Raw genomic sequence first — 20,693 nt, 5'->3', positions numbered from 1 at the left:
CGGTGGGGCGAGGATGCCCTGACTTGGCGTCAAGAAGAACGACGAGGATTGCGCTGATATGACACTTGGGGATTTCTGGAGACTGTACCGCGCCGCGGTGCGGCGCAGATGGCTCATCGCAGCGGTGGTGGGCTCCACGATGGCGGTGGTCGGGGTCGGATGCCTGGTCATGCCGCGATACTACCGCGCCGCGGCGCTGGTGATGCCGTCCGACATGGCGCTGCAGCGGTCGATCATCGGGGCAAACGGTGCCGCCCCCGTGGATCGAGGCTACGACCCGCGAGTGCGCGAGGAGCGGCTGGCGAACCTCATCTACCTCGCGCAGAGCCAAGTAGTGATGACACGCGCCGCCAAGGCGATGAACCTGTCCGAGCCGCCTCAGCGGCTGGCGAAACGCATCACGGTTGACACGTTGCCTCAGACCGCCATTCTGCGGCTCGCGGTGCTCGACAAGGATCCTCAGCGGAGCATCGGCCTCGCCAACTCCGTCGCTCAGGTCTTCGCCGAGTTCTACCGCGAGCTGAGCCATCGCGAGGCGGTGGACAACCGCGTCTTCCTCGAGCGCGAACTCGCCGCCGCGAAACGCGATATGGACGATGCCCAGGGGCAGCTCGCACGGCAACGCTCCGTCGCCGGCGCGGTTGGACTGGACATCGGAAGTAGCGAGGCCGCCATCTCGCCGATTGAGCGCGAGCGCGATTCTACCGAGGCCGAACTGCGCGAGACGAGCGCGCGCCTGGCCGCGGCGCGCAGCCGGCTGGCACGGGAGGACACCACCGTCGTCAGCGAGGTGGGCACGACCGACAACCCGGCCGTGACCAAGCTGCGCACCGACCTGCTCGACCTGGAGGGAAAGCTCGCGGCGGAACTGGCGATCCACACCGAGAAGCACCCGACGGCTGTGGCGCTGCGGGCGCAGATAGAAGACCTGCGCCGACGCCTCGCCGAGGAGATGGATCGCGTTATCAAGCACCAGACGATCTCCCGCAATCCCCTCTACGACCAGTTGGCAAGCCAGGTCGCCGACCTCGAATCACAGAAGGCGGCGCTCGGGGCCCGGCTGGGTGCGATGAACCAGATGGTCGCCCGCGAGCGCGGCCAATACGCCCAGGCCTCTTCGCGCGGCGTCGAGCTGGCGGCGCTGACCAGGGATTACCGCATCGCCGAGGAGACGTATAGCCGGCTCAAGGCCTCGGTGGACCAGGCACGAATAGATGAGAAAGTCACAAATGACGCAGGCGCGATCCAGATCGTTGACCTCGCACGCACCTCCCAAGGGCCGGTCACCAAGGGGCCGTCCCCGATCCAACTCCTGGCCCTAGGCCTGATCCTCAGCATCGCCCTTGCCCTGGGCCTCGCCATCACGCTCGACGTCCTCGACGATCGCGTCAAGACCACCGACGACGTCATGCGCCTGCTCAATCTTCCGGTCACCGGCATCATCCCGGCGATGGAGGGCGTACGCGCTCGCGATCTCCCTCTCATCACCCACGTCCTGCCTTCATCTCCCTATGCCGAGGCCTATCGGTTCCTGCGCACCGACCTGCTCTTCACCTGCGACGAGCAGCCACTGCAAACTCTGTGCATCGTGACCCCCAAGCCCGGCCAGGGCGGCACCACGACCATCGCCAACCTCGCGATCGCCCTCGCGGAAGCGGACCGGCGCGTCATCCTCGTCGACGCGGACTTGCGCCGCCCCTCATTGCACCGGATCTTCGGCCTCCCCAGCGAGCCGGGCTTGACCAACGTGCTCAACAACGGCACCGACCTGTCGGAGGCCCTGCATCAGACTCACGTGCCCAATCTGCTGCTGCTTCCGGCCGGGCCGCCGGGCCGCAATCCGTCGAACCTGATCAGCTCCAACCGCATGAGCGCCCTGATGTCCGAGCTCAGGGAGCGTGCCGACCTGATCTTGCTCGACACGCCGTCGGCGATTGCGTTCAGCGACGCAGCCATCATCGCCTCCATGACCGACGCGGCGCTCATGGTCGTGCGCGCGCATCAGCCCTTGCGCGGCAGCCAGTTGCAGGTCACCGCGCTGTTGAACAAGGCGCGCGCCAACATCATCGGCGCCGTGCTCAACGACGTCACCCCCGAGGAGGTAGACACGTACTACTTCCACTCGCATTACTACTCGCCCCAGCTCCCCGGGACCGATTCTTCGCCGCCGGCTCTGCCGGGCAACGGCGCCGCGGACGCCGCGGACACGGAGGACGAGGCCACCGGCGCGGGCGACCCGGCTGAGCCAGCCGGGGCCGAGGAGCACGTATCCGACACGGATGACGAAGCGGAGGGCGGGCCGCTCGGAGATGATGCGCAGCGCAGCTCCAATGGCGCGGCATGACCGCGCTGCGTGACAAGGACGCGTGGGGGCGACGCGGCGTGGCACAGTTATTGCGCCGTACACACGCGTGAGAGACGAAACCGGCCGGGTGTGGGCGGGGCCGCGGCGCGGCGGCTTGCGAATGAACGTGACCAACATACTGACGATAGATCTCGAGGACTGGTTCCAGGTCTCCAACCTCGATCGGCTTATTGGGCGCGAGTTGTGGGATGACTGCGAGAGCCGCCTCGAAGCAAGCACGTACCGCCTGCTAGCGATTCTGGACGAGGCCGCAGTCAAGGCGACGTTCTTCGTGCTCGGCTGGAACGCAGAGCGCAATCATCGGCTCGTGCGCGAGATCGCGCGCCGCGGACACGAGATCGCCATCCACGGCTATCACCATGCGCTGATCTACGAGCAGACGCCGGTGCAGTTCGCTTGGGAGCTGCAGCACTGCCAGGATCTGATCGGGTCAATCACCGGGCGCGCCGCGCGAGGATATCGCGCGGCGTCGTTCTCCGTCGTCCGCCGCAGCCTGTGGGCGCTGGAACTGCTGGAGGAGCACGGCTTCGAGTACGACTCCAGCATATTCCCGATCCGCCACCACCGCTATGGCATTCCCGGCTCGCCGGATCACCCCTATCGCGTTGCCATCAACGGCCATAGCTCGTTCGTCGAGTTTCCGATCCCCACGATGCGCTGGATGGGATGGCAGATAGGCTTCTCGGGGGGGGCGTACTTCAGGTTGCTGCCGTACCGAGTTGTGGCGGGCGGGATCAGGCAGCTGAACGCCCGCGGTCACTCGGCGGTCGTGTACCTGCACCCGTGGGAACTCGACCCCGATCATCCTCGCTTGCCCTTGCCGTGGTCGCTGCGACTGCGCTGCTACGGCAACCTGGGGCGCACGGAGGGCAAGCTGCGTCGGCTGCTGCGCGACTTCGAATTTGCCCCCGTGGAAGCTCAACTCGACCGTTGCCATGAGGCCCTGCCCTGCTACCGATTGTCGGCGCAGGAGTTTCCGTCGCACGACGCGGCGCTTGCCGCTGGCGGGCTGCAGACGGTCGTCAAGCAATGACGGGGACAACCGCGATGTACGCGCTGCTGGCGAATGGTGTCGTTCATCTCCTCGCAGTCGCCTTCGCGGCCGCCCTGGTCGCGGCCGGCTTGCTCGTCTTCGCGACTCTAGCCCGCACCCGCGTCGCGCCGTGGCGCAGCACCGTTGATGCCTCACGCGCGGCACCGATCTCGTCCGACGATGCTCGCGACGTCGCCGGCTCGCGCGTCCTGATCGTCGGTGCCGGCGCCCGCGGGCGCGAGTTGGCGGAAGCGATCCTCGACCACCCGGAGCTGCGCCGCCAGATCGTCGGCTTCGTTGACGACGAGCTCGATCTGCCCGGCGTCGCCGGGATACCGATCCTCGGCGGCACCCGCGAGATAGCGTCACTGGTCGACCGTCACGCGATTGACGAGATCATCGTCGCGCACGCCCCGAGCTGGCAGGACCTCCTCGTGCATCAACTGGCGGCGTCGGGCGCCGACGAACGGGTTCGTGTCTCTTCGACCGTCGCCATGCGCGACGCGATGACTGTCGAGTTGCGCCTGCGCTCGATCGCGGATATTCCGCTCGTCGCCCTCAATGACCGGCACGCGTGCCGCGCCTACCACACCGCGAAGCGCTGCTTCGACATCGCGTTCAGCCTCGCTGGCCTTATCGTCAGCGCGCCCGCGATCGCGCTCATGGCGGCGCTGGTCAAGTGCACGTCGCGCGGCCCGGCCTTCTTCTGCCAGCAGCGGGTCGGGCTGCACGGCGGGGAGTTCACGATCTACAAGCTGCGCACGATGATTGTCGACGCGGAACGCGACACGGGACCGGTCCTCGCGGACCCCTACGATGCTCGCGTCACGCCGCTGGGCCGCATCCTGCGCATCACGCGGCTCGACGAACTGCCGCAGTTGTTCAACGTGCTGCGCGGCGACATGAGCATGGTCGGGCCCAGGCCCGAGCGCCCCGAGTTCGCGCGGCGTTACCTGCGCGAGATCCCCGGCTACCGCAAGCGCCTCATCGTCAAGCCGGGCATCACCGGCCTCGGGCAAGTGCGAGGCCGCTACGATACCGACGTTCATAACAAGCTCAAGTACGATTGGCTGTACGTCTATCGGCAGTCGGTCTGGCTCGATCTGCGAATACTGCTCGAAACCGTGCGCGTGGTGCTGCTCCGCGCGGGGCAGTAGCGGCGAGGGGCTCGCCGAGTCGGTTTCGGAAGACGGTCGTGGTTGCGTTCGAGGCCGCTGCGGCGAGGGCTCGCGAAGGGTGGCGCGTCATCCCCGGGGCCGTGGCAAGCATTGCCAGTTGCAGGCGTCGTGCCATCGGCGCGCGTCGGCGTTCACACGGGCGAAACGCGAGGGTCGCTGTTGCCGGTTCGACTGAAGAAGCTGATTGAACGTGTGGCTCTGCGGTGTCTTCCGCTCGACACGATCTTTGCCGTCTTGTTCGAGCGCTACAAGCGGCGGGAGCTCGACGCCATTCACAAGCGCCTGGGCATTCCTCGCACCGTGGCGCTGCGCTATCCGATTCGCGTTGAAGGCAACGTCCGTATCGGCGACGGGACCTATATCAATCCGTACAGCGAAATCGAGTCCGGCCCGAACAGCGAGGTGCGCATCGGTCGCAATTGCGCGATTGCGCGTTTCGTCTGCATTCGCGCGATGACTCATGACCTGCTCAACGGCACCGGCCCGGAGATGCAGTTCGTGGAGAAGGACATCGTGATCGGGGATCATGTGTGGATCGGCACCTGCGCTTTCATCAGGGAAGGGGTCACCATAGGCGATCATGCGGTGATCGGCGCGAACGCCGTCGTCACCAAAGACGTGCCGCCGTACACCGTAGTCGCGGGGACGCCGGCGCGGGTGCTGCGGACGCTAGACCCGTTGCAGTGGCAGACAGAACGAGAGGTCGCGGGCAACCTGTAGTCGGCCTCTCGCCCCGGCCGCGCGCCGTCGCGCATGCCGTATGTTTGGCAGTTCGGCTCACGGCGGGGTATCCGCCGCACTCAGTGCGCGGGTGGCGGCTCTTCCCAGGTTGTCCGCGTGCGGCGCGACTCCCGCGCACTGCGGCGCGACAACGCCTTCTGCGCGCTTAGCGCGAGGGTCTCCAGCATGAGTCCCACGCCAGGCATTGGATCGCGCCAGTTCACATGGACGCATACCTTCCGACCACCAATGGATCGCAGGTAGTCCGCGACGGTCAACTCGCCGCGCCGGATGTAGTGCCACGCAGATGCCAAGTCTGGACGCTCGTCCAGCCACTTCGCGGGATTATCAGAAAGGCGCCAGGGCGGCGCGGGCTGCCCCAAGACGTCACAGTAGGCAAGATAAGCCAGGTTAAGGCCCTGCAGCAGAGCCGGGTACCAGATCATGCTGCAACGCCCGGCCATCGGTTCGAGAATGCGAGGCTCGCCGCTGCGCGCGTCTATCTTGATCTCCACGGCGCCGAAGCCGTGATAGTCGTCGAGGTTACTGTATACGTTCGCAGTGAGAGCGGTCAGCCTGTCATCGCGCCAAGCGACTGCCAGTGTAGTGGTGCCGATGCTCGGCGGATACTGACGTAGCTTGCGCGTCAGAAACACGACCGACTCGGACCCTCCTCGGCCAACGTAGATATGGCCGATGTACAGGTTGGAGTCTGGGCCCTCTACCCATTCGGATATCACAACTTGCCGTTGCCAGCGAGAGACGAACCGATAGCACGAGCGTAGCCCACTCGCATCACTGATCTTGATTCCTTTCGGCAATCGCTCACTTGCCCATCGGTGGTCTCGGTAGCGAGGCTTAAGGATGCAGGGGTAGCTGATTGCGGCAGCGATATCCTCGATCTGCTGCGCCTCGCGCACGCACCACGTCGCGGCGACGGGCAAGTTTCGCTCGACAGCCCACTGTGAGAAAAGGAGCTTGTCGAGGAGCAACTGCATCACTTCGTGCGATGGCAGCGCGAAGTCATACCACGTGCGTAGATACTCGCGATGCTCAGAGACAAGGAGAGCCTGAACGTCCGCGAGCACGAACAACACGGGTCGTGCCTTGGCCGTGGCCCCGAGTTGCGCCAGAACGTCAACTAGCGCCGGCGTGTGGATCTCCGGATGCCCCACGACCGCGCTGAGCCGAGTGCGTGAAGTGGGCTGCTGCAGATCGTCCGTGACGGCCACGGCGGGGATGCGAGCGGCGGCGAGGGCGCGGGTGAAGCAGATGCCGTTAACGCCCAACGGGACTACGACAGCCACAGGTTTGCTGGACGCTCTCAGAAGCGTTTCTGCCTTGCGGAAGCCACGACATTGAGCCGCGATGTCTCGCATCGTCCTCCGTGGTGCCCTGTCTTTCACTTTACGGTGCCTCTGACTCTGACGCGATAGGCTCGTCTGGTTCGCTGCCCCCGCAACGTAGGCGGAGTGGCCTCAAGTTACTCAGCAGAGAACCGCTCAGATCGTGGCGCAACTTCTTTTTCGGGACGTATGGACGCGCCCGTCCGAGTCTCCGGGGCCCACTCGCCCCCATGTTCTCGGATGAGAGAGAACAATGAGACATCGCGCGCGGTGAGTTTCAGGTTCGGCGACAGAGGGAGGCCCAGCCGCTGGGCACGACGCAATATGGATTTCGCCACGGTTCTTTGCCGAATAGTCTCCGGCGAGAGCAGAACTCGCGCGAGCCACACCGGGCGGTAGCGCTCCTCCAGGACGTACAGCGGGCGTCCGCTTCGATAGAGAGCGTCCATTCGCTCGGCGGTCAAGGCCCATTCCTCGGCATTGGCCCAACCGGGACGCCGATCCGGGGGACGGTGCCGCTGAGGCGCGGCATAGTACGAATAGACCACGCCGTCAGACCAATCCGCAATCAGCACACCGTTCCTCCCGACCACCCGCGCTATGTGGGGGCACAGCCGCTTGAACGATTCCGCCTCTTGCTTCCTCGGCCACAGCATGCTCAGGGAGGTCGCGAACGTGGCTATCAGGAGACATGCGGCGATGACATCGCCCACCGGCCGTCGCCATGCGCTGATGCGGGACAGCCCCACGCCGGAAATCATGCCGATGAAGCCGTATGCCGGCAGCAGGAAGGCACCTGCATCCCCAGGTTTGGCGAGCACCGGAATGTGGGCCGCTACGAGGACGGCGATGACGAACAGCAACTGCCGATTCCTGATCGCCACCAGCACAACGCCCGCGCAGACCGGCACCATCAACACGCCAAACGCCTTCGCCAGTTCGTAGCTGTCCTCCTTGACTATCGTCGCCAGCGGGCGCCACGGCAGGGCTTGACCAGAGGCGAGAAGTCCTCTGCGGCCCCACAGGTACTCATGATGCAGGGCGGCGAGAAAGGGCAGCGTGACGGCGGCGGCGGCAATCACGAAGCGCAGCGTAAGCCAGGGCGCTCGGCGCCCCGTAATGCGCGAGAGCACCACGATCGCCGGCAGGGCGGCGAGGCTGAGCGGCGAGACGAGAATCGCCAATCCATAGATGATCCCCGCCCACCAGTCGCGGCGACCAAGGGTCAGGTACATGGCCCAGAAGATCAGACTGGCTTGAACAGCGTACATCTCTGGGAACGTTGAGTAATACCAGTAATTGAAAGCCACCCCAAGGCTGAGCGCGGCGAACACCGCCGCCGAGCTTGTCGGCACCAATCGGCGAGTCAGCAGGTAGATCGCCGCCACCCCGGCGGATCCAAAACCGGCGGCCATGATGCTCATTGCCGTGTCGGGCGCGATGCCTATGACGGCGAGTGCGCGCACGAACACCGCGCCCAGCAGGTAGTGACCCATATGAATGGCGACATTGGACAGGTTTCCGCTGGTGGCATTGAAGACGTATATCGCCGCGTCCCCGGTGTGTACAGCCCGCGTTGCGGTGCTCGCATAGAGCAGCAGAGCGCCAAGCGAGACGGCCGCGAGTTGCGCCCTCTCGTGTCGGTTCATCGGCCCGGCGTCGGCCATAGACTGAGGCTCCACCGTGGATTGGCTGCAGCCTTCGCAACGCTACCGGAGACCAGGCCCGCGAGATCGGCGACGGCAAGCAGCGCGAACCGCAGGTCTTCGCATCGACCGGCGTGATCGACCGGTGCTGCTCGGGGCGGCCCGAGTGGCACAGAGGACGATACGGGATGGGCGCCCGCGGGCGCTATTGGACGATCACCTGAAACATGACGGTACCGGAATCCCCGGCAGCCACTGCCCCGATTGGCACGGTAATCTGCCCGTTCGCGTACGGATCCGGGGTGACGGTAGCACCGTTGAGCTTCGTGCTGTTCGGCACGTACGCGGTGTGCTCGGGGATCGCATCCGTCAACACCGCGTTCCGGATCGTCTCTGACGAGTCATTGCGGTACGTGATCGTGTACGTGATGACGTCACTCGGCGCCGCTGTGGCGCGGTCCGGGGCCTTGCTCACCGCAACTGCCGGCGGGCTGAGGTCGGATTTGACGAGTAGCGCACCCTCTCCGTTGCGCAGAGTGATCTGGGCGATGGCCGTTGCCTCGATCGTCGCGTCGCTTCGCATCCGCTGGTAGCGGTTCGACGTCCCTTGTCCGGTCGCATAGGACGGCAGCGCGGCGGTGTAGGAAGGGATAAACGTCGAGTCCCAGGACGGCATCGGCACCGTCACCGCCAGGATGTTGTCGTACTCCCGCGCGTACATGTAGGCGATGCCCCACGGGTCATTGCTGCTCGGATCATCCTCCTGGTGAAGGACGTAGTAGGGGCCCTTCGGCTGGCCCACATCGTACTCGATCGCGCCGTAGAAATGGTCGTGGAAATGGTTGGGCTCGGGGCCCCGACCATCCATGCCGAATCTGTAGTGCGTGCGCTCTCCCTTCATCAGATAGAACGCCGCCAGCGAGAACATCATAGTGCGCTCTGCATCGTCGTTTATGAGGCTGTGGGAGGCATGAACGAGGGAGTGCTTACCGCGCGCATCCCTGTCCACCACGGCATCAAGACGCCGCCGGGGACACGCTCCGAAATTGATGTAACTCTCTCCGAGAAAGCCGTCCACCGCGTCTATGAAACGCTCAGTGGTTTCGCTCGTGCGCTCGCTGGTGTTGAGGAAGACGATCTTGTCCGGGCCTACGGTTGCCTTGACCGCGGTCAACAGCGCAATGGAGTCGTCCACCCAGGTTGCAGCCGCGTTCTCGATCGTCGAGCTGCCGCTCTGCACGTTGTGCAGCCAGAAGTACTCAAAGGCGTCGTCGAGGAACAGCGAGTCATAGTGATGGGCTGACCCGCCGATCCCGGCCTCGACCACTTCTTTCGCATAGCTGGCAAACCATGACCGGTAGTTGGCGTCGCCCATGTAGGGGTAATAGGTCTTCAGCCAGTACACGCTCACTCGCGACTGGTAGCGGAAGATCGCGGTTGCACCCGGGTTACTGTTGGTGTCACGGACGCCATCGCCGTTGGCGTCATTGGCGCTATCCCATCCGGGAACGCGGTAATACCCGCCGCCGAAGGTGACGTAGTTCTGGCCCTTGAGCCCGCCGCCTGCTACCACCGGCCGCGTCGTCCCCGCCGCCGTGGTGCGCAGCCGCCACCACCACTTCGTCGAACCGTTGACCGCGCAGCGGGTCCACGACGCCATCGGCGGCGGCAGTCGCTCCACTTTGCCGCTTCGAGTCATATCGTTGGTGCCGTCTGTTGGGTTCAGCGGCGCCCACGCGCTGCCGTTCCAGTACTCCCACACGCCCGCCCAATCGGCACTGGCCGGCGTTGAGATGGTGAAGTTGACCTCTTTGAACGGTTCCTCGTACCCGACATACAGTATCCAGCCCAGGTTGTCACCGATGCGGAAGGAGCTACCGCTGTAGGCGTCGGCGGTGCGGTCGGTGTAGCCGACTCCGTTATACACGAAGACCGACTCGAAGCTATCCTCTCGGCTCGCGTCGGAGGTCGAACTCTCCTGGTTGGGCCGGTACACCGTGTCCGTGGAGAAGTGGACGAACATGTCCTCCCACTGTGAAGGAGTCAGGCCCTGCGTCGCCGCCCACTGTCTGATATGAGCCCACTCGTCGGGCGCGTCCCACGGAATGTAGTTGTAGGTCCGGTACACCCAGAGCCACGCCGTGCCGCCGGCGTTCCGATACGCCACCGCTAGCGAATCATTCAGCGTCAGCCAGTCATAATGAGCTTTGAGGAACGGAATATCGGCCTCCGTCCCCGTCCAGATATTCTCAAACGTCTTGATGTGGCTGAAAGAGGAACTCTCGGCCGCGGGGCCCAGGATAGCCAGGCCCAGTAGCGCTCCCGCCATCAGTCGTAGAGAGGAGTGTCTTTTCATCTTCATCGCCTAGTGAATTGCCCTTTGATCTTCAGGGTCTTGGGCGCCGCCGGGACGGCGCCAGTGCCGCTCCGGTGCCGATCTGCGAAGCATCGTCAATTCGCCGTTGCGAAGCGCCAAAACACGGCCCAGCCGCGTCCGGCCAATACCAGTCCAGACGGGGCTCTTGTGCTCAGTTTACCCAAGGCGGCGCCTTGCCGGAGGACAGAAGCTCCGGTCAGCGAGGCCGCACCAAGCGCTTCCGCGTCTCCACGGGGCACGCCGCGTCAAGCAAGCGTGACGCCACAGCCACCCCTGGGGGACACTCGCACGGGATCTTCACCTGTCCAATGTGTTCCACATTTAGGCCCGCGATTCCTGCGGCCACATGACGAGACGGCTGTCCTACTGGGCCGCGGAGACCAGTGGTGAGCCGATACGAGGGCAGATCACTGAGCATGGTCCGTTTGGCTGGTCAGCCCGCTGCTGTGGGCAGTGAAGAGGGGAGGACGCTACGTCAGTGGGGCCCAGCGCCATTCCGCGGGATCCCCCATACCGGAGGCTCCGCATTCCGCGCGAGTCATCCGGGAGCCCGAACACTCCTCGGCGGCAGACGAGCTCCGCGTGGCGTGTCTGCGCAGTCCGTAACGGCAGTCACCGGTGCCGTCGTCCCGGACCGCGTACACGAAGGACATCCGCGTACAGATGCTCCAGCAGCCGCACACTCGTGTCGAAGGTCATCTGAGTCGCACGCTCTCTCGCTCGCTCCGCCAGGGCGTGCGCGAAGTGGCGTCTCTCCACCAGGCATGCGAGCGCGTTCGTGAGAGCGCTCGGGTTCGCGGGGGGAACGACGAGCCCGTACGCGCTTGCGCCCAGCACCTCGGCCACGCCGCCGACATCGCTCGCGACGACCGGCTTGCCGCAGGCCATCGCTTCGAGTAGGGCGACAGGTAGTCCCTCGGTGAGCGAAGGCAGGACCACGATGTCGGCCGCCCGGTAAAACGGCACAACGTCGGTACGCCAGCCGGCGAACGTCGTCATGGCCGTCATGTCGTGCGAAGCGACGAGCCTCTCGAGCGCGGGCTTCTCAGGTCCGTCCCCGACGAACAGGAGATGAATTCGCTGGGGCGATCGGAGTTGCGCCGCGGCGTCAATAAGGTAGCGATGTCCCTTCTCACGGCTGAGTCGCCCAACGGAGACGATGACCGCCGTGTCGGGCGCGACGCCGAGCTCGGCGCGCAGCCTCGAGCCGTCGCCCGGCCGGAAGCGTTCGCCGTCAACGGCATTAGGCACGACGGCTATTCGCCGCGGGTCAACGCCGGACTGGAGCAGCGCGCTTCGCGTCGCCTCAGAAACCGCGATCACGCGGTCCGCCAAGCGAAGCGCGAGCTTGTCGAGCGCCTCGTAGAGGCACACCAGCCGCGTGTGTCCGGTCCAACCGCCGCATGTCGCAACAACGGGCACGCCGACCAATCGCCCCGCCATCAAGCCCAGGATATCCGCTTTGTACCCGTAGGTTGCCACCAGCGAGATCGCTTCCTGACGCAGCATACGGGCCAAGCCGGAGACGCCGCGGGGATCAAGCGTCGCCGTCATGCGGACGGCGGCGGTGGGCAACCCCGCGCGGTTTGCTTCGTCGAGCACTGGGCGCCGTTCGCCGTGATAAGACACGAACGACACGATGAGAGGACGGAAACGCGACCGCTCGTGTCGGGTCGCGACCCCGAGTATCTGGCGCTCGGGCCCGCCGTGGGATCGTGTGGCCACAAGGTACGCGACGCGGGCCGCCGTGTCTCGGAGCCCAGTGGGGTCCTCGTTCCTCGCGCGTGCTGGGCTAGCTGTCGGCATGGGCCCCCGACCTTCCAGCGCGCCCAACGCCCGGCCCGGCGCGCGATGCGCGTCCGCAGCGCTTGCGCGCGCCGCCGGCGGCTGTCTCCAGCGCCGAGCAGAGCCGACGAAAATCCACGTCCCAGTTGTACTCGCGGAGCACCGCTTGCCGCCCGCGCAGCCCCATGCGAGGGCCGCGCGTCGGGTCCGCCGCGTGGAGGATGGCCCGTGCCAGCGAATCGCCGTCGCCGGAGCGGAACACCGTGCCGCATCCCTCGGCGTTTACGATCCGTGCCATCGGCGCGGCGTCGGACACCACCACCGGCTTGCCGTGCGCCATGTAGTCGAACAGTTTGTTCGGCAACGTGGTGTTCGTGTGCTCGCTGGCACGGTGCGGCACGAGCGCGATGTCACAGCTCGCCACATAACTCGCCACCAACTCGGGTCGGACCCATCCCTCGAAATGCACCAGCTCCTGTCCGCCCTGCGCCGCCGCGATCCGTCTCAGAAGTCGTTCGTGGATCCCCTTGCCGACGAGTAGGAGCAGCGGATCACCGAGCTGCGCGCGGGCGCGACTCACCGCACGTATGGCCGTGTCTATGCCACGGTGGAGGTGGAGCTCCCCCACGTAAAGCACGACCGTCCGCCCACGAAAGCGCTGCCGCAGCTCCTGTTGTAGGCCGCGATCGATGCGACTCGCCCGGTCCAGCTCAGGGGTATTGCTCGCGAGCCAGACGCGGCGCGGGGGAACCTTCATCGCCACCAGGCGGCTCCGCTGTTCCTCGGCGACGACGACGACGTGGTTCACGGCTCTCACCGACGCTCTCTCCAGCGCGCGCGCGGCGACCACGTTTCGCGTCAGGGCGCGGGTTGCTCCGCCGCGCTCCCAGCGGCGCCACTCCGCCATCGCTGCGGGGTAGTTCTCGGCCATGTCGAGCACCGTCGGAATGCCGCAGGCGCGCGCCAGCGCGGCGCTCGGCACGGCGAGCGGGATGTCCCGTATCAGCACGACGTCGGGTCGCTCGCGGGCGAGAGCCGCGGCGATGTGCGCCCACCACACCGGATTGACGGGCAGCGGCGCGTTCCACCATTGGTTGAAGGCGGGAGCGCCGATCCGCGGCGGCCGAATGCGCGTCACGCGAAACCCATCGATCACTTCGTCCGCTGGCTGAAGACGCTCGTTGCGGCACAGGAGCGTCACCTCATGCCCGCCCGCGACAAGGCCGCGGCATATCTTCTCCACTCTGACGTCCCACGGGTAGGGACTGAAGAATACCTTGAGCACGTTCACGTTGACGCCCCTCGCCGCAGGAATCCCAGCCGGGGCATCACCGCCCGATAAACCGCCACCGCCGCCGGCACCCCGCGGCTCTCGGCGGCACGCCACAGGGCATATGTGGTTGGCCGCAACGGCAAGTCGTAGCAGCCGATGAACGACGCCTCGGTTGGTCTGAAGCCTCGCTTGAAATCGGCCACGCCCGGCAAGCGCGAGCCGAGGAAGTCAAACCACCGTCGCCCCACGCTCTTTGACCACGTGATCATCGCCCATGCCAACGCTTTGCTCGGCATCAGCTTGCGATGTTCCGAACTCGTCGCGCCGTGCAGCCACCAACTCGCGTCACCCATCGTCGCCATGAACGCTCCGCCGATCAGCGTGCCGTCGTGGCGTGCCACGAACAGCTTCCCGAGCCCGCGCGGCAGAAGTTCGTCGTACAGCTTCCGATAATGCGCGTACGCGCGCACCGGAAAGCCCTTGCGGCTCCCGAGCACCATCATCAGTTGGTGAAACTCCGCGAGATCCCCCGGCGTCCCGCTGTTCTCGATGACGACGCCTTTTCGAGCGGCTTGTCGTATCTCGTTGCGCGTGGTCTGTCGAAACGACCGGAACAGCGCATCTTCGTCGGGCGATAGGTCGAGCCGGAAGACGTGGCGCGGCGCGTTCCAATACGTGCCGCGCTCGCTGTGTCTGAATCCGAGCGCGTCCAGCGCCTCGCGAGCCGCGGCGTCCTCTTCGCCGACCGCGGGGTCGGTCCTGAGCATAGTCGCGCCTCGACGACGGCCGACGGCGCGCAACGCGTTGACGGTGTCGGCGAGCAACCGGGCGTCGTGGTAGTCAACGATGGGGCCCCGCGGCGCATAGTGAACGCACCGATGGCCCAGCACCAACTTCTTCTCGAGCACTTGCGCGCACGCCCGAATCTCATCGCCGACGAGCACCGCGACGCGAATCGGCGTCCATCCGCTCGCTGCCCGGATTTCACCCCATTCGTAACTCTGCATGTAATGGCCCAAGGGATGGCCCGCGACGAACGCGTCCCACGCGGCGCGGCCCTCCGCGCCCATCTCTCGCGCCGTCAGGCCGGGCGTCGAGGCGCCGCCGAGCGCAAGCTCAAGCCCGCTTGCGGTCACTCAGCACCTCCCGGTACAGCATCTCGTACCTGTCTACCATGTCTCGCATATCGAACGCCTGGGCTCTCCGGCGGGCCGCGGCCCCCAATCGCCGCGCCAACTCCGGCTCGCGCAGGACGGTCGCGATGGCCGCCGATAGCGCGGAGGCGTCGCCCGGCGGAACCACCAGACCCGTCTCGCCGTGCTCCACCAGATCGGACGGCCCCCCGCTGTCGGTGACAACTACAGGCAGTCCCGCCGCCATCGCCTCCATGGTCGCGATCGAGAGCCCCTCGGACAACGACGGCAGCACAAAGCAATCCAACGCGCTGAGCAGCCGTGGGATATCATCCCTGAAGCCCAGGAATCGAACCCGGTCGGCTAGCCCAAGGGCTTCCGACCGCGCCGCCAGCGCAGAGCGCAACGGTCCAGGCCCGACGATCAGCAGTCGCACCACTGGCGTTTCATCGGCCAACCCAGCAATCGCATCAATGAGATGCTGATGGCCCTTCACAGGGCTCAGACGGCCTACCGTCCCCACCGCGAACGCGCCCTCCAGATCGAGTTCCGCTCGAACTTGTCGCCGTGATTCGTGGTGGTCAGCCGGGAAATGGCCTAGTGGCACACCGTTATGGATCGTGGCAATTCGACTCGCCCTCACGCGACAGGATCCCATCAGTTGGCGTCGCAGGTAGCGGGACACAGTCACTATCCTGCTGGCCAGTTGCGAGAGGAACCAGATCGCAAGCCGTCGACGTCCAGTCTCGAAGTCAGATAATCCGTGCACCGTAACAATCGCCGGAATCCCCGCGACGCGGGCCGCAAGGCAGCTGTTGAGACCGATTCTGAACATGTGGCTGTGCACTAGGCTCACCCGTTCACGTCTTATCACTCGTACAAGGTTGGCCACTAGACGCACGTCCAACCCACGCGCACGCCCGAGGATGAAGACACGGACGCCCGCTGCTCTGAGATTCTGCGCCAACCAGTCGTCTCTCCCAACTCCGGCGATCACGGCATACCGGCCCCGCGAGAGATGCGTCGCGAGCTGCAGCAGCACCATTTCGGCACCACCGTAACCGCCGGTTTCGATCGCCTGCAGAACGCGGATCGGATGGCTCACTGCATTACCGCCTCACTGGTGACGCAAGCGTCTGGTTTCGTTCGCGTGTCGCCGTCAACCACGAGAACCGATGCTTTGTTCTCCTGCGTCATCGGTGTCGTTCCATTGCCGCCAGAGTGTCGGCGGGCTCGTCGCCCTCGCCGGTAGCTCCCCTTCGCTCCGGCTCGACTACTTGATGTCGGTCACGCCGCAATCCCGCCACGGTCCGGAATCCGCCCATCGCCTGAAGAGTAAGCATCGCCGGTGAGAATCCGCGGCCGACGCCCTGCGCCATCCGCTCGTCGGCGGCGATCCGTGGGAGATGATAGGGATTGCCTCCGGCGCGCGCCATGCCGGGATCGGTGGAGCACGCACAAGCATATCCAGTGTCGCGCACCATTGCCTCGACGCGCTCGTCCCACGCGCCGTCGGGATAGCAGAACGCAACAGGCGCTGCGCCGACGTGTGTTTCGATGTCGGCCCGAGAGCCGGCGAGTTCATCGCGCACGCGCTCGGGCGACTCCGCGATGAGGATTGCATGCGTCCGGGTATGAGATCCGACCGCGACCCCGCGTTCGCTCATGTGACGAAGCTCGTCCCATGTCAGCCACGAGTCGCCGACCGACGCACAGCCGAGCGCCGCCGCGATGCCGGACACGATCCGCTCGCGCCGACCGGCGGGCAGGCGCTTGAGGAGCGAAACGATGGGCTTGACCCCGTGGGATGTCCCTATCGCTGGAGACGACAGCCCCGGCCCGTCTTGGTCAAGCGCATCTTGCACGAGCCGCGCCTCGCCTCGGCGCAGCGCCTCGCCGATGACGTGGGCGGCCCGTCGCGTCCACAACGGTCGCTCGGTGCCGACATAGCTTGTGGCGACGAAGATGGTTGCCGGGATGCCGATCTCACGCAGGATCGGATATGCATTCCTGAAGTTATCACGCCAGCCGTCGTCGAAGGTGACCGCGCAGGCTCGGCGGGGAAGAGGCGCACCTCGACCGAGCCGCGCGACAGCTTCGCTGAGCGGCACCGGTGTGTAGCGCTCGGCAATGCACTCCATGTGTGCCCTGAATGTCTCGACTGTAGTCACCAACCCGGGGTCGGGCTCCGCAGCGGCCTCCTCGCGGCACAGCACGCGGTGATACGTGAGGATCGCGCAGCCCCGACCGTGCAAGCGCTCGCCGATCCAGCCCACGACGCCCAGCGCGCCGGTATAGTAACCGAGACCGGCAATCGCCGTCTTCACTGTCTCGCGTAGTGTGACCATGATGACCGCCCGCCCTCAGGGCAGGTACCTCGCCAGCAGCGGCCCGACGCGATTCGCGATGGGCATGGGCAGCCGCCGCCACAGCAGGCTGGCGTACCGATATGCCAATCCACGGTCCCGCGTCGGCCCGGGGATTGTGTAGCCGTTGGGCGCGCAGTACTCCCAGTACAACTGTCGGGGCTGTGCTCCCCACTGTCGCTTGTACGCCGCGTGGGGCGAGCCCACGGTGGAACGGCCGAAGTCGCACCAGCTCAGACCACGCGTGCATGCATACTCGATCGCCCGCCAGTTGAGCAGGTCGTTGGGGGCGAGGCGCAGGGCAGGGCGCAGTGATGACGCCCACACGAAATACATGACGCCGCCCCACATCATGACGAACTTGCCGCCGATGAATCGCTCGCCATGCTGCGCCACCATGACTTCGCACTCCTCCGGGAACGCCTCCGCCGCGCGCTCGAAGAACGCGCGGCTGAGCACCGGCGTGCCGAGGTCACGCATGTTGTGTGCAAAGCAGCGGTAGAACTGCGGCAGGAAATGCAGCCCCATGCGTACCGTGACCCCGAGCTTGACCGCCTTGCGCACCTTGTTGCGAACGCTGGACTTGAGGCCGCGCCAGGCGGCCTCGGGGCCGCCCTCGAGCGACAGCTCGTAGGTCTCCTTCTGGGTCGAACTCATGAACAGCGGGCCCAGAGGCTCCCGACTGCGCACCTCTAGATATGTCGCGTCCGCGCGCTGCGCGAGAGCCGTCCCTGCGGACAGCAGCGCCTCTCGGACCGCGTCAGTTTCCGCGACAGGGCCCCCGTAGTTGAGGAACGGCATGGAGACCAGGGCCGGGCCCGTCAGCGCATGGCGCGCGCGGAACAAGGGCAAGATCCCCACGAGCCTGCCGTCGTCCCGCGCCTCCAGGTAGTGACTCTTGTAGCCGAACACGTCTTCGATTACCGTCCGCCAGCGCAGGTCGTGAAATACCGTGCCGTCCTCCGCGGCCGCGACGAACTCGTTCCATTCGGCCGCCGCTCCCTCGAACGGGCCGATACGCAATGTGCTGTTGTCGGTGGCTGCATTCATCTGAGGGGTCTGACCGGTGGAGACACGCTCCAGTTCACTCGTTTTCGTCTCCGGCGCGCGGGGCGGCCGCTCCCACTTGACGCTCTGCCGGCGGCGCAGCGCGCGGTACAGGCCGACCAAAGCGGCGCCGTTGACGCCGCAGAAGTACGCGGGAAGCCAGAACGCGCGGGGCAGGCGAGTGCCATATCGCCGATGCACCGCCAACCCCGCAGCGGCGATGGCATAGAAGGCGAGTTGTGAGTACAGCAGCGCGGCATATAAGGGCTGAGATCGGAGCGCGACGCTGCACGCCAGTATCGCGATCAGCGACAGCGGCACCACGTACTTGAGCAGCTTGCCCGACAGCAGATGGAATCCCATCAGGTCGCGGCGAAACAGCCGCCGCGGAGCAAGCCACCGGACGCTGATCGGAGCCGCCCCAGCTACGATGCGCGCCTTGCGGCGCATTTCGTCGCTGAAGGTCCCCGCCGCGGGTTCGATGGCCGCGGCGAGCGGATCGTAGACGATGCGATATCCCTGTTCGACTATCGCCGCCGGTATCGCCAGGTCATCTGCCACGGCGTTGAGCGCCGGCGGCCGGTACAGCGCTCGCCGGATGGCGTACAGCCCGCCGTCGGCGCCTGCCAGTGTCCACAGCCGGCTTTGCGCCAGGCGCACCAGGCGATCGAACGTGTACTTCAGCCGTTCGCCCTGGGCCGTGCTCTCGGCACGGGTCTCGACGAGCGTTCGCCCCGAGACACAGCCTACATGCTCGTCGGCGAAGTTCGCGACGAGATGCTTCAGCGCGGCGGCGTGCAGCCGCACGTCCGCGTCGGAGAACACCAGGATGTCGCCACGCGCGGCCGCGCACGCCGCGTTCAACGCCGCCGGCTTACCTCGGCGCGGCGAGTACTCGATCAACCGCACGCGCGGATCGCGCTCGCGGCGCACGACGTCGGCCGTAGCGTCGGTGCAGCCGTCGCAGACCACGATGATCTCGAACTTGTCGCGGGGATAGTCCAGATCGAGGCAGTTCCGAATCTTCTGACCGATGACGGACTCCTCGTTGTGCGCCGGGACGATCAAGGTAACGTCGGGGTCGGCGCCACACGTATCCTTCCGCCACGGCCGACCGAAGACAGCGCCGAGCGCCGCCAGCAGAAGCGGATAGCCGACGTAGGCGTACGCCACCAAGGCCACGGCGACCCAGAATATGGTCGTCTCCACGGTCATGGCGCAGCCTCCGCGGGGGCATCGGCGAGAGCGGCGTGCTTGAGCGCCACCGCCAATCCGGCGATGAGGTAGAGGTGCGGATAGTAGAGGGTCGTGGCGAATAGGCTGGTGACGAGGAATCCGATCAGGCTGGCGTCCACGCCATGAGCCAAGTTGCGATACCACCGGCCCTGGTCGCTGACCATATGTGCCGCGAGGGCCCTCGTGCGGCGGTTGTCGCCGAGGACGAAGAACAAGAGCAAAAGGTACATGGTGAGCCCAACGACGCCCAGTTCGGCCGCCGCTTGCAGCACCACGTTGTGTACCGCGGCCCATCTCTGTTCTCCGGCCGGGCTGTAACGTACACCATAGGCGATGGCGAAGTTGTCAATGCCGACGCCGATAAAGGGACGATCGCGCAGCATTCGGTATGCGACGCCCCAGTTCTCGATCCTGCCCATCGCCGACGCGTCCTGCCGGTACTCCCTGATGGAGAGTACTCGTTCACGATACGCAGTCGGCGACAGAATCCAGCATCCCGCGAGCAGCGCGCCGATGACCGCAAGCCCCACCACCTTGCGCGGACTCTTGGCCCACACGACGACGGCCAGAACCACCAACGCAACGGCCCCTGACCGCGCCCCGGTCGCCACCATCGAGACCACGAACAGACCGGTGAAAAGCGCCGCAGCCACAACCGTCGCCGTCCGCTTCTCGGCGAAGGTGAGGAACGCGGCGTACGGAAGCACGACCGCGATCGCCACCGCGAAGTCTATCGTGTTGCCCAGGAACGAGTCAGTGCCCCCTCCGAGTCGTGCGAGAGGCGTGTCTGGCGTTGCGGCAGCGTATGCCGCAATCTGGTTAGCCGCGAGCCAGGCGTTGAGCAAGACCAGGGTCCAGACGAGCATACCGACCCTTCGGCGGTCGGTCGCGAGGTTGATGATCAGAAAGAACGCGACAATCTTCTTGGCGAGATCGACAAGGGCCCCAGTTGCCTGCCCCGGCCAATAGGCGCCGGGCACGGAGATGGCGGCGACCACCAGCACCCCGATCATCACAGCATTCTGTCGGTCCCGCATGAGTCCCGATCTCCGGGCCACGACAGCTTGCAGCACCCACGCAAGCGCGACCCACATGGTCAGAAGACGAGGCAAATGCAGTGGCGCGAGCGCGGGGATTATTTGCTGGGGCCGCACAAACTCCAAGGCAAGCAGTATCAGCAGCCCCCAG

General features: G+C 65.8%; 14 protein-coding genes. 4 read left to right on the top strand and 10 right to left on the bottom strand.

Annotated elements, in window-relative coordinates:
• Positions 1 to 58 precede the first annotated feature (58 nt).
• The 4 genes from JSV65_14300 (at position 59) to JSV65_14285 (ending at position 5,296) form a co-directional block, all read left to right on the top strand.
• Positions 59 to 2,344, top strand: coding sequence for a polysaccharide biosynthesis tyrosine autokinase (locus JSV65_14300; GenBank protein ID UCH33724.1), 2,286 nt, complete (start codon positions 59 to 61; stop codon positions 2,342 to 2,344).
• Positions 2,345 to 2,465: 121 nt separating this feature from the next.
• On the top strand, positions 2,466 to 3,398 hold the full coding sequence (locus tag JSV65_14295; protein ID UCH33723.1) for a DUF3473 domain-containing protein: 933 nt from the start codon (positions 2,466 to 2,468) through the stop codon (positions 3,396 to 3,398).
• Complete coding sequence (locus JSV65_14290; protein UCH33722.1) at positions 3,395 to 4,555, top strand: sugar transferase; 1,161 nt, start codon at positions 3,395 to 3,397, stop codon at positions 4,553 to 4,555. Before JSV65_14295 ends, JSV65_14290 begins: the two co-directional genes overlap by 4 nt.
• A gap of 474 nt (positions 4,556 to 5,029) precedes the next feature.
• Positions 5,030 to 5,296, top strand: coding sequence for a hypothetical protein (locus JSV65_14285; protein UCH36787.1), 267 nt, complete (start codon positions 5,030 to 5,032; stop codon positions 5,294 to 5,296).
• Positions 5,297 to 5,376: 80 nt separating this feature from the next.
• Here JSV65_14285 and JSV65_14280 read toward each other — a convergent pair whose 3' ends face one another.
• From JSV65_14280 to JSV65_14235, 10 genes are all read right to left on the bottom strand, one after another.
• Positions 5,377 to 6,603 (bottom strand): hypothetical protein, encoded by a 1,227-nt coding sequence (locus JSV65_14280; GenBank protein ID UCH33721.1) that lies wholly within the window; start codon positions 6,601 to 6,603, stop codon positions 5,377 to 5,379.
• 176 nt (positions 6,604 to 6,779) lie between these two features.
• Positions 6,780 to 8,309, bottom strand: coding sequence for a hypothetical protein (locus JSV65_14275; GenBank protein ID UCH33720.1), 1,530 nt, complete (start codon positions 8,307 to 8,309; stop codon positions 6,780 to 6,782).
• Between the two features lie 184 nt (positions 8,310 to 8,493).
• Entirely contained in the window at positions 8,494 to 10,644 is a 2,151-nt protein-coding gene (locus JSV65_14270) for a DUF11 domain-containing protein (GenBank protein UCH33719.1), read from the bottom strand.
• 633 nt (positions 10,645 to 11,277) lie between these two features.
• Positions 11,278 to 12,390, bottom strand: coding sequence for a glycosyltransferase (locus JSV65_14265; GenBank protein ID UCH33718.1), 1,113 nt, complete (start codon positions 12,388 to 12,390; stop codon positions 11,278 to 11,280).
• A gap of 67 nt (positions 12,391 to 12,457) precedes the next feature.
• The gene (locus tag JSV65_14260) at positions 12,458 to 13,741 is read right to left on the bottom strand and encodes a glycosyltransferase family 4 protein (GenBank protein ID UCH33717.1); all 1,284 of its coding nucleotides are present in this window, start codon (positions 13,739 to 13,741) and stop codon (positions 12,458 to 12,460) included.
• A complete protein-coding gene (locus JSV65_14255) occupies positions 13,738 to 14,859 on the bottom strand; it encodes a peptidoglycan bridge formation glycyltransferase FemA/FemB family protein (GenBank protein ID UCH33716.1) in 1,122 nt (373 codons plus the stop codon). The genes JSV65_14260 and JSV65_14255 overlap by 4 nt, the downstream gene beginning before the upstream one ends.
• Positions 14,840 to 15,961, bottom strand: coding sequence for a glycosyltransferase (locus JSV65_14250; protein ID UCH33715.1), 1,122 nt, complete (start codon positions 15,959 to 15,961; stop codon positions 14,840 to 14,842). The genes JSV65_14255 and JSV65_14250 overlap by 20 nt, the downstream gene beginning before the upstream one ends.
• An 88-nt stretch (positions 15,962 to 16,049) precedes the next feature.
• On the bottom strand, positions 16,050 to 17,204 hold the full coding sequence (locus JSV65_14245; GenBank protein ID UCH33714.1) for a polysaccharide deacetylase family protein: 1,155 nt from the start codon (positions 17,202 to 17,204) through the stop codon (positions 16,050 to 16,052).
• Positions 17,205 to 17,219: 15 nt separating this feature from the next.
• Positions 17,220 to 19,484: a FemAB family PEP-CTERM system-associated protein gene (locus tag JSV65_14240; protein UCH33713.1), complete on the bottom strand. Its 2,265-nt coding sequence runs from the start codon at positions 19,482 to 19,484 to the stop codon at positions 17,220 to 17,222.
• The coding region (locus tag JSV65_14235) for an O-antigen ligase family protein (protein ID UCH33712.1) at positions 19,481 to 20,693 on the bottom strand (1,213 nt) is incomplete at its 5' end. The genes JSV65_14240 and JSV65_14235, both read right to left, overlap by 4 nt.

The organism is Armatimonadota bacterium, assembly GCA_020354555.1.
Taxonomy (GTDB): Bacteria; Armatimonadota; Hebobacteria.
This window is presented reverse-complemented; position numbering and strand designations above follow the sequence as displayed.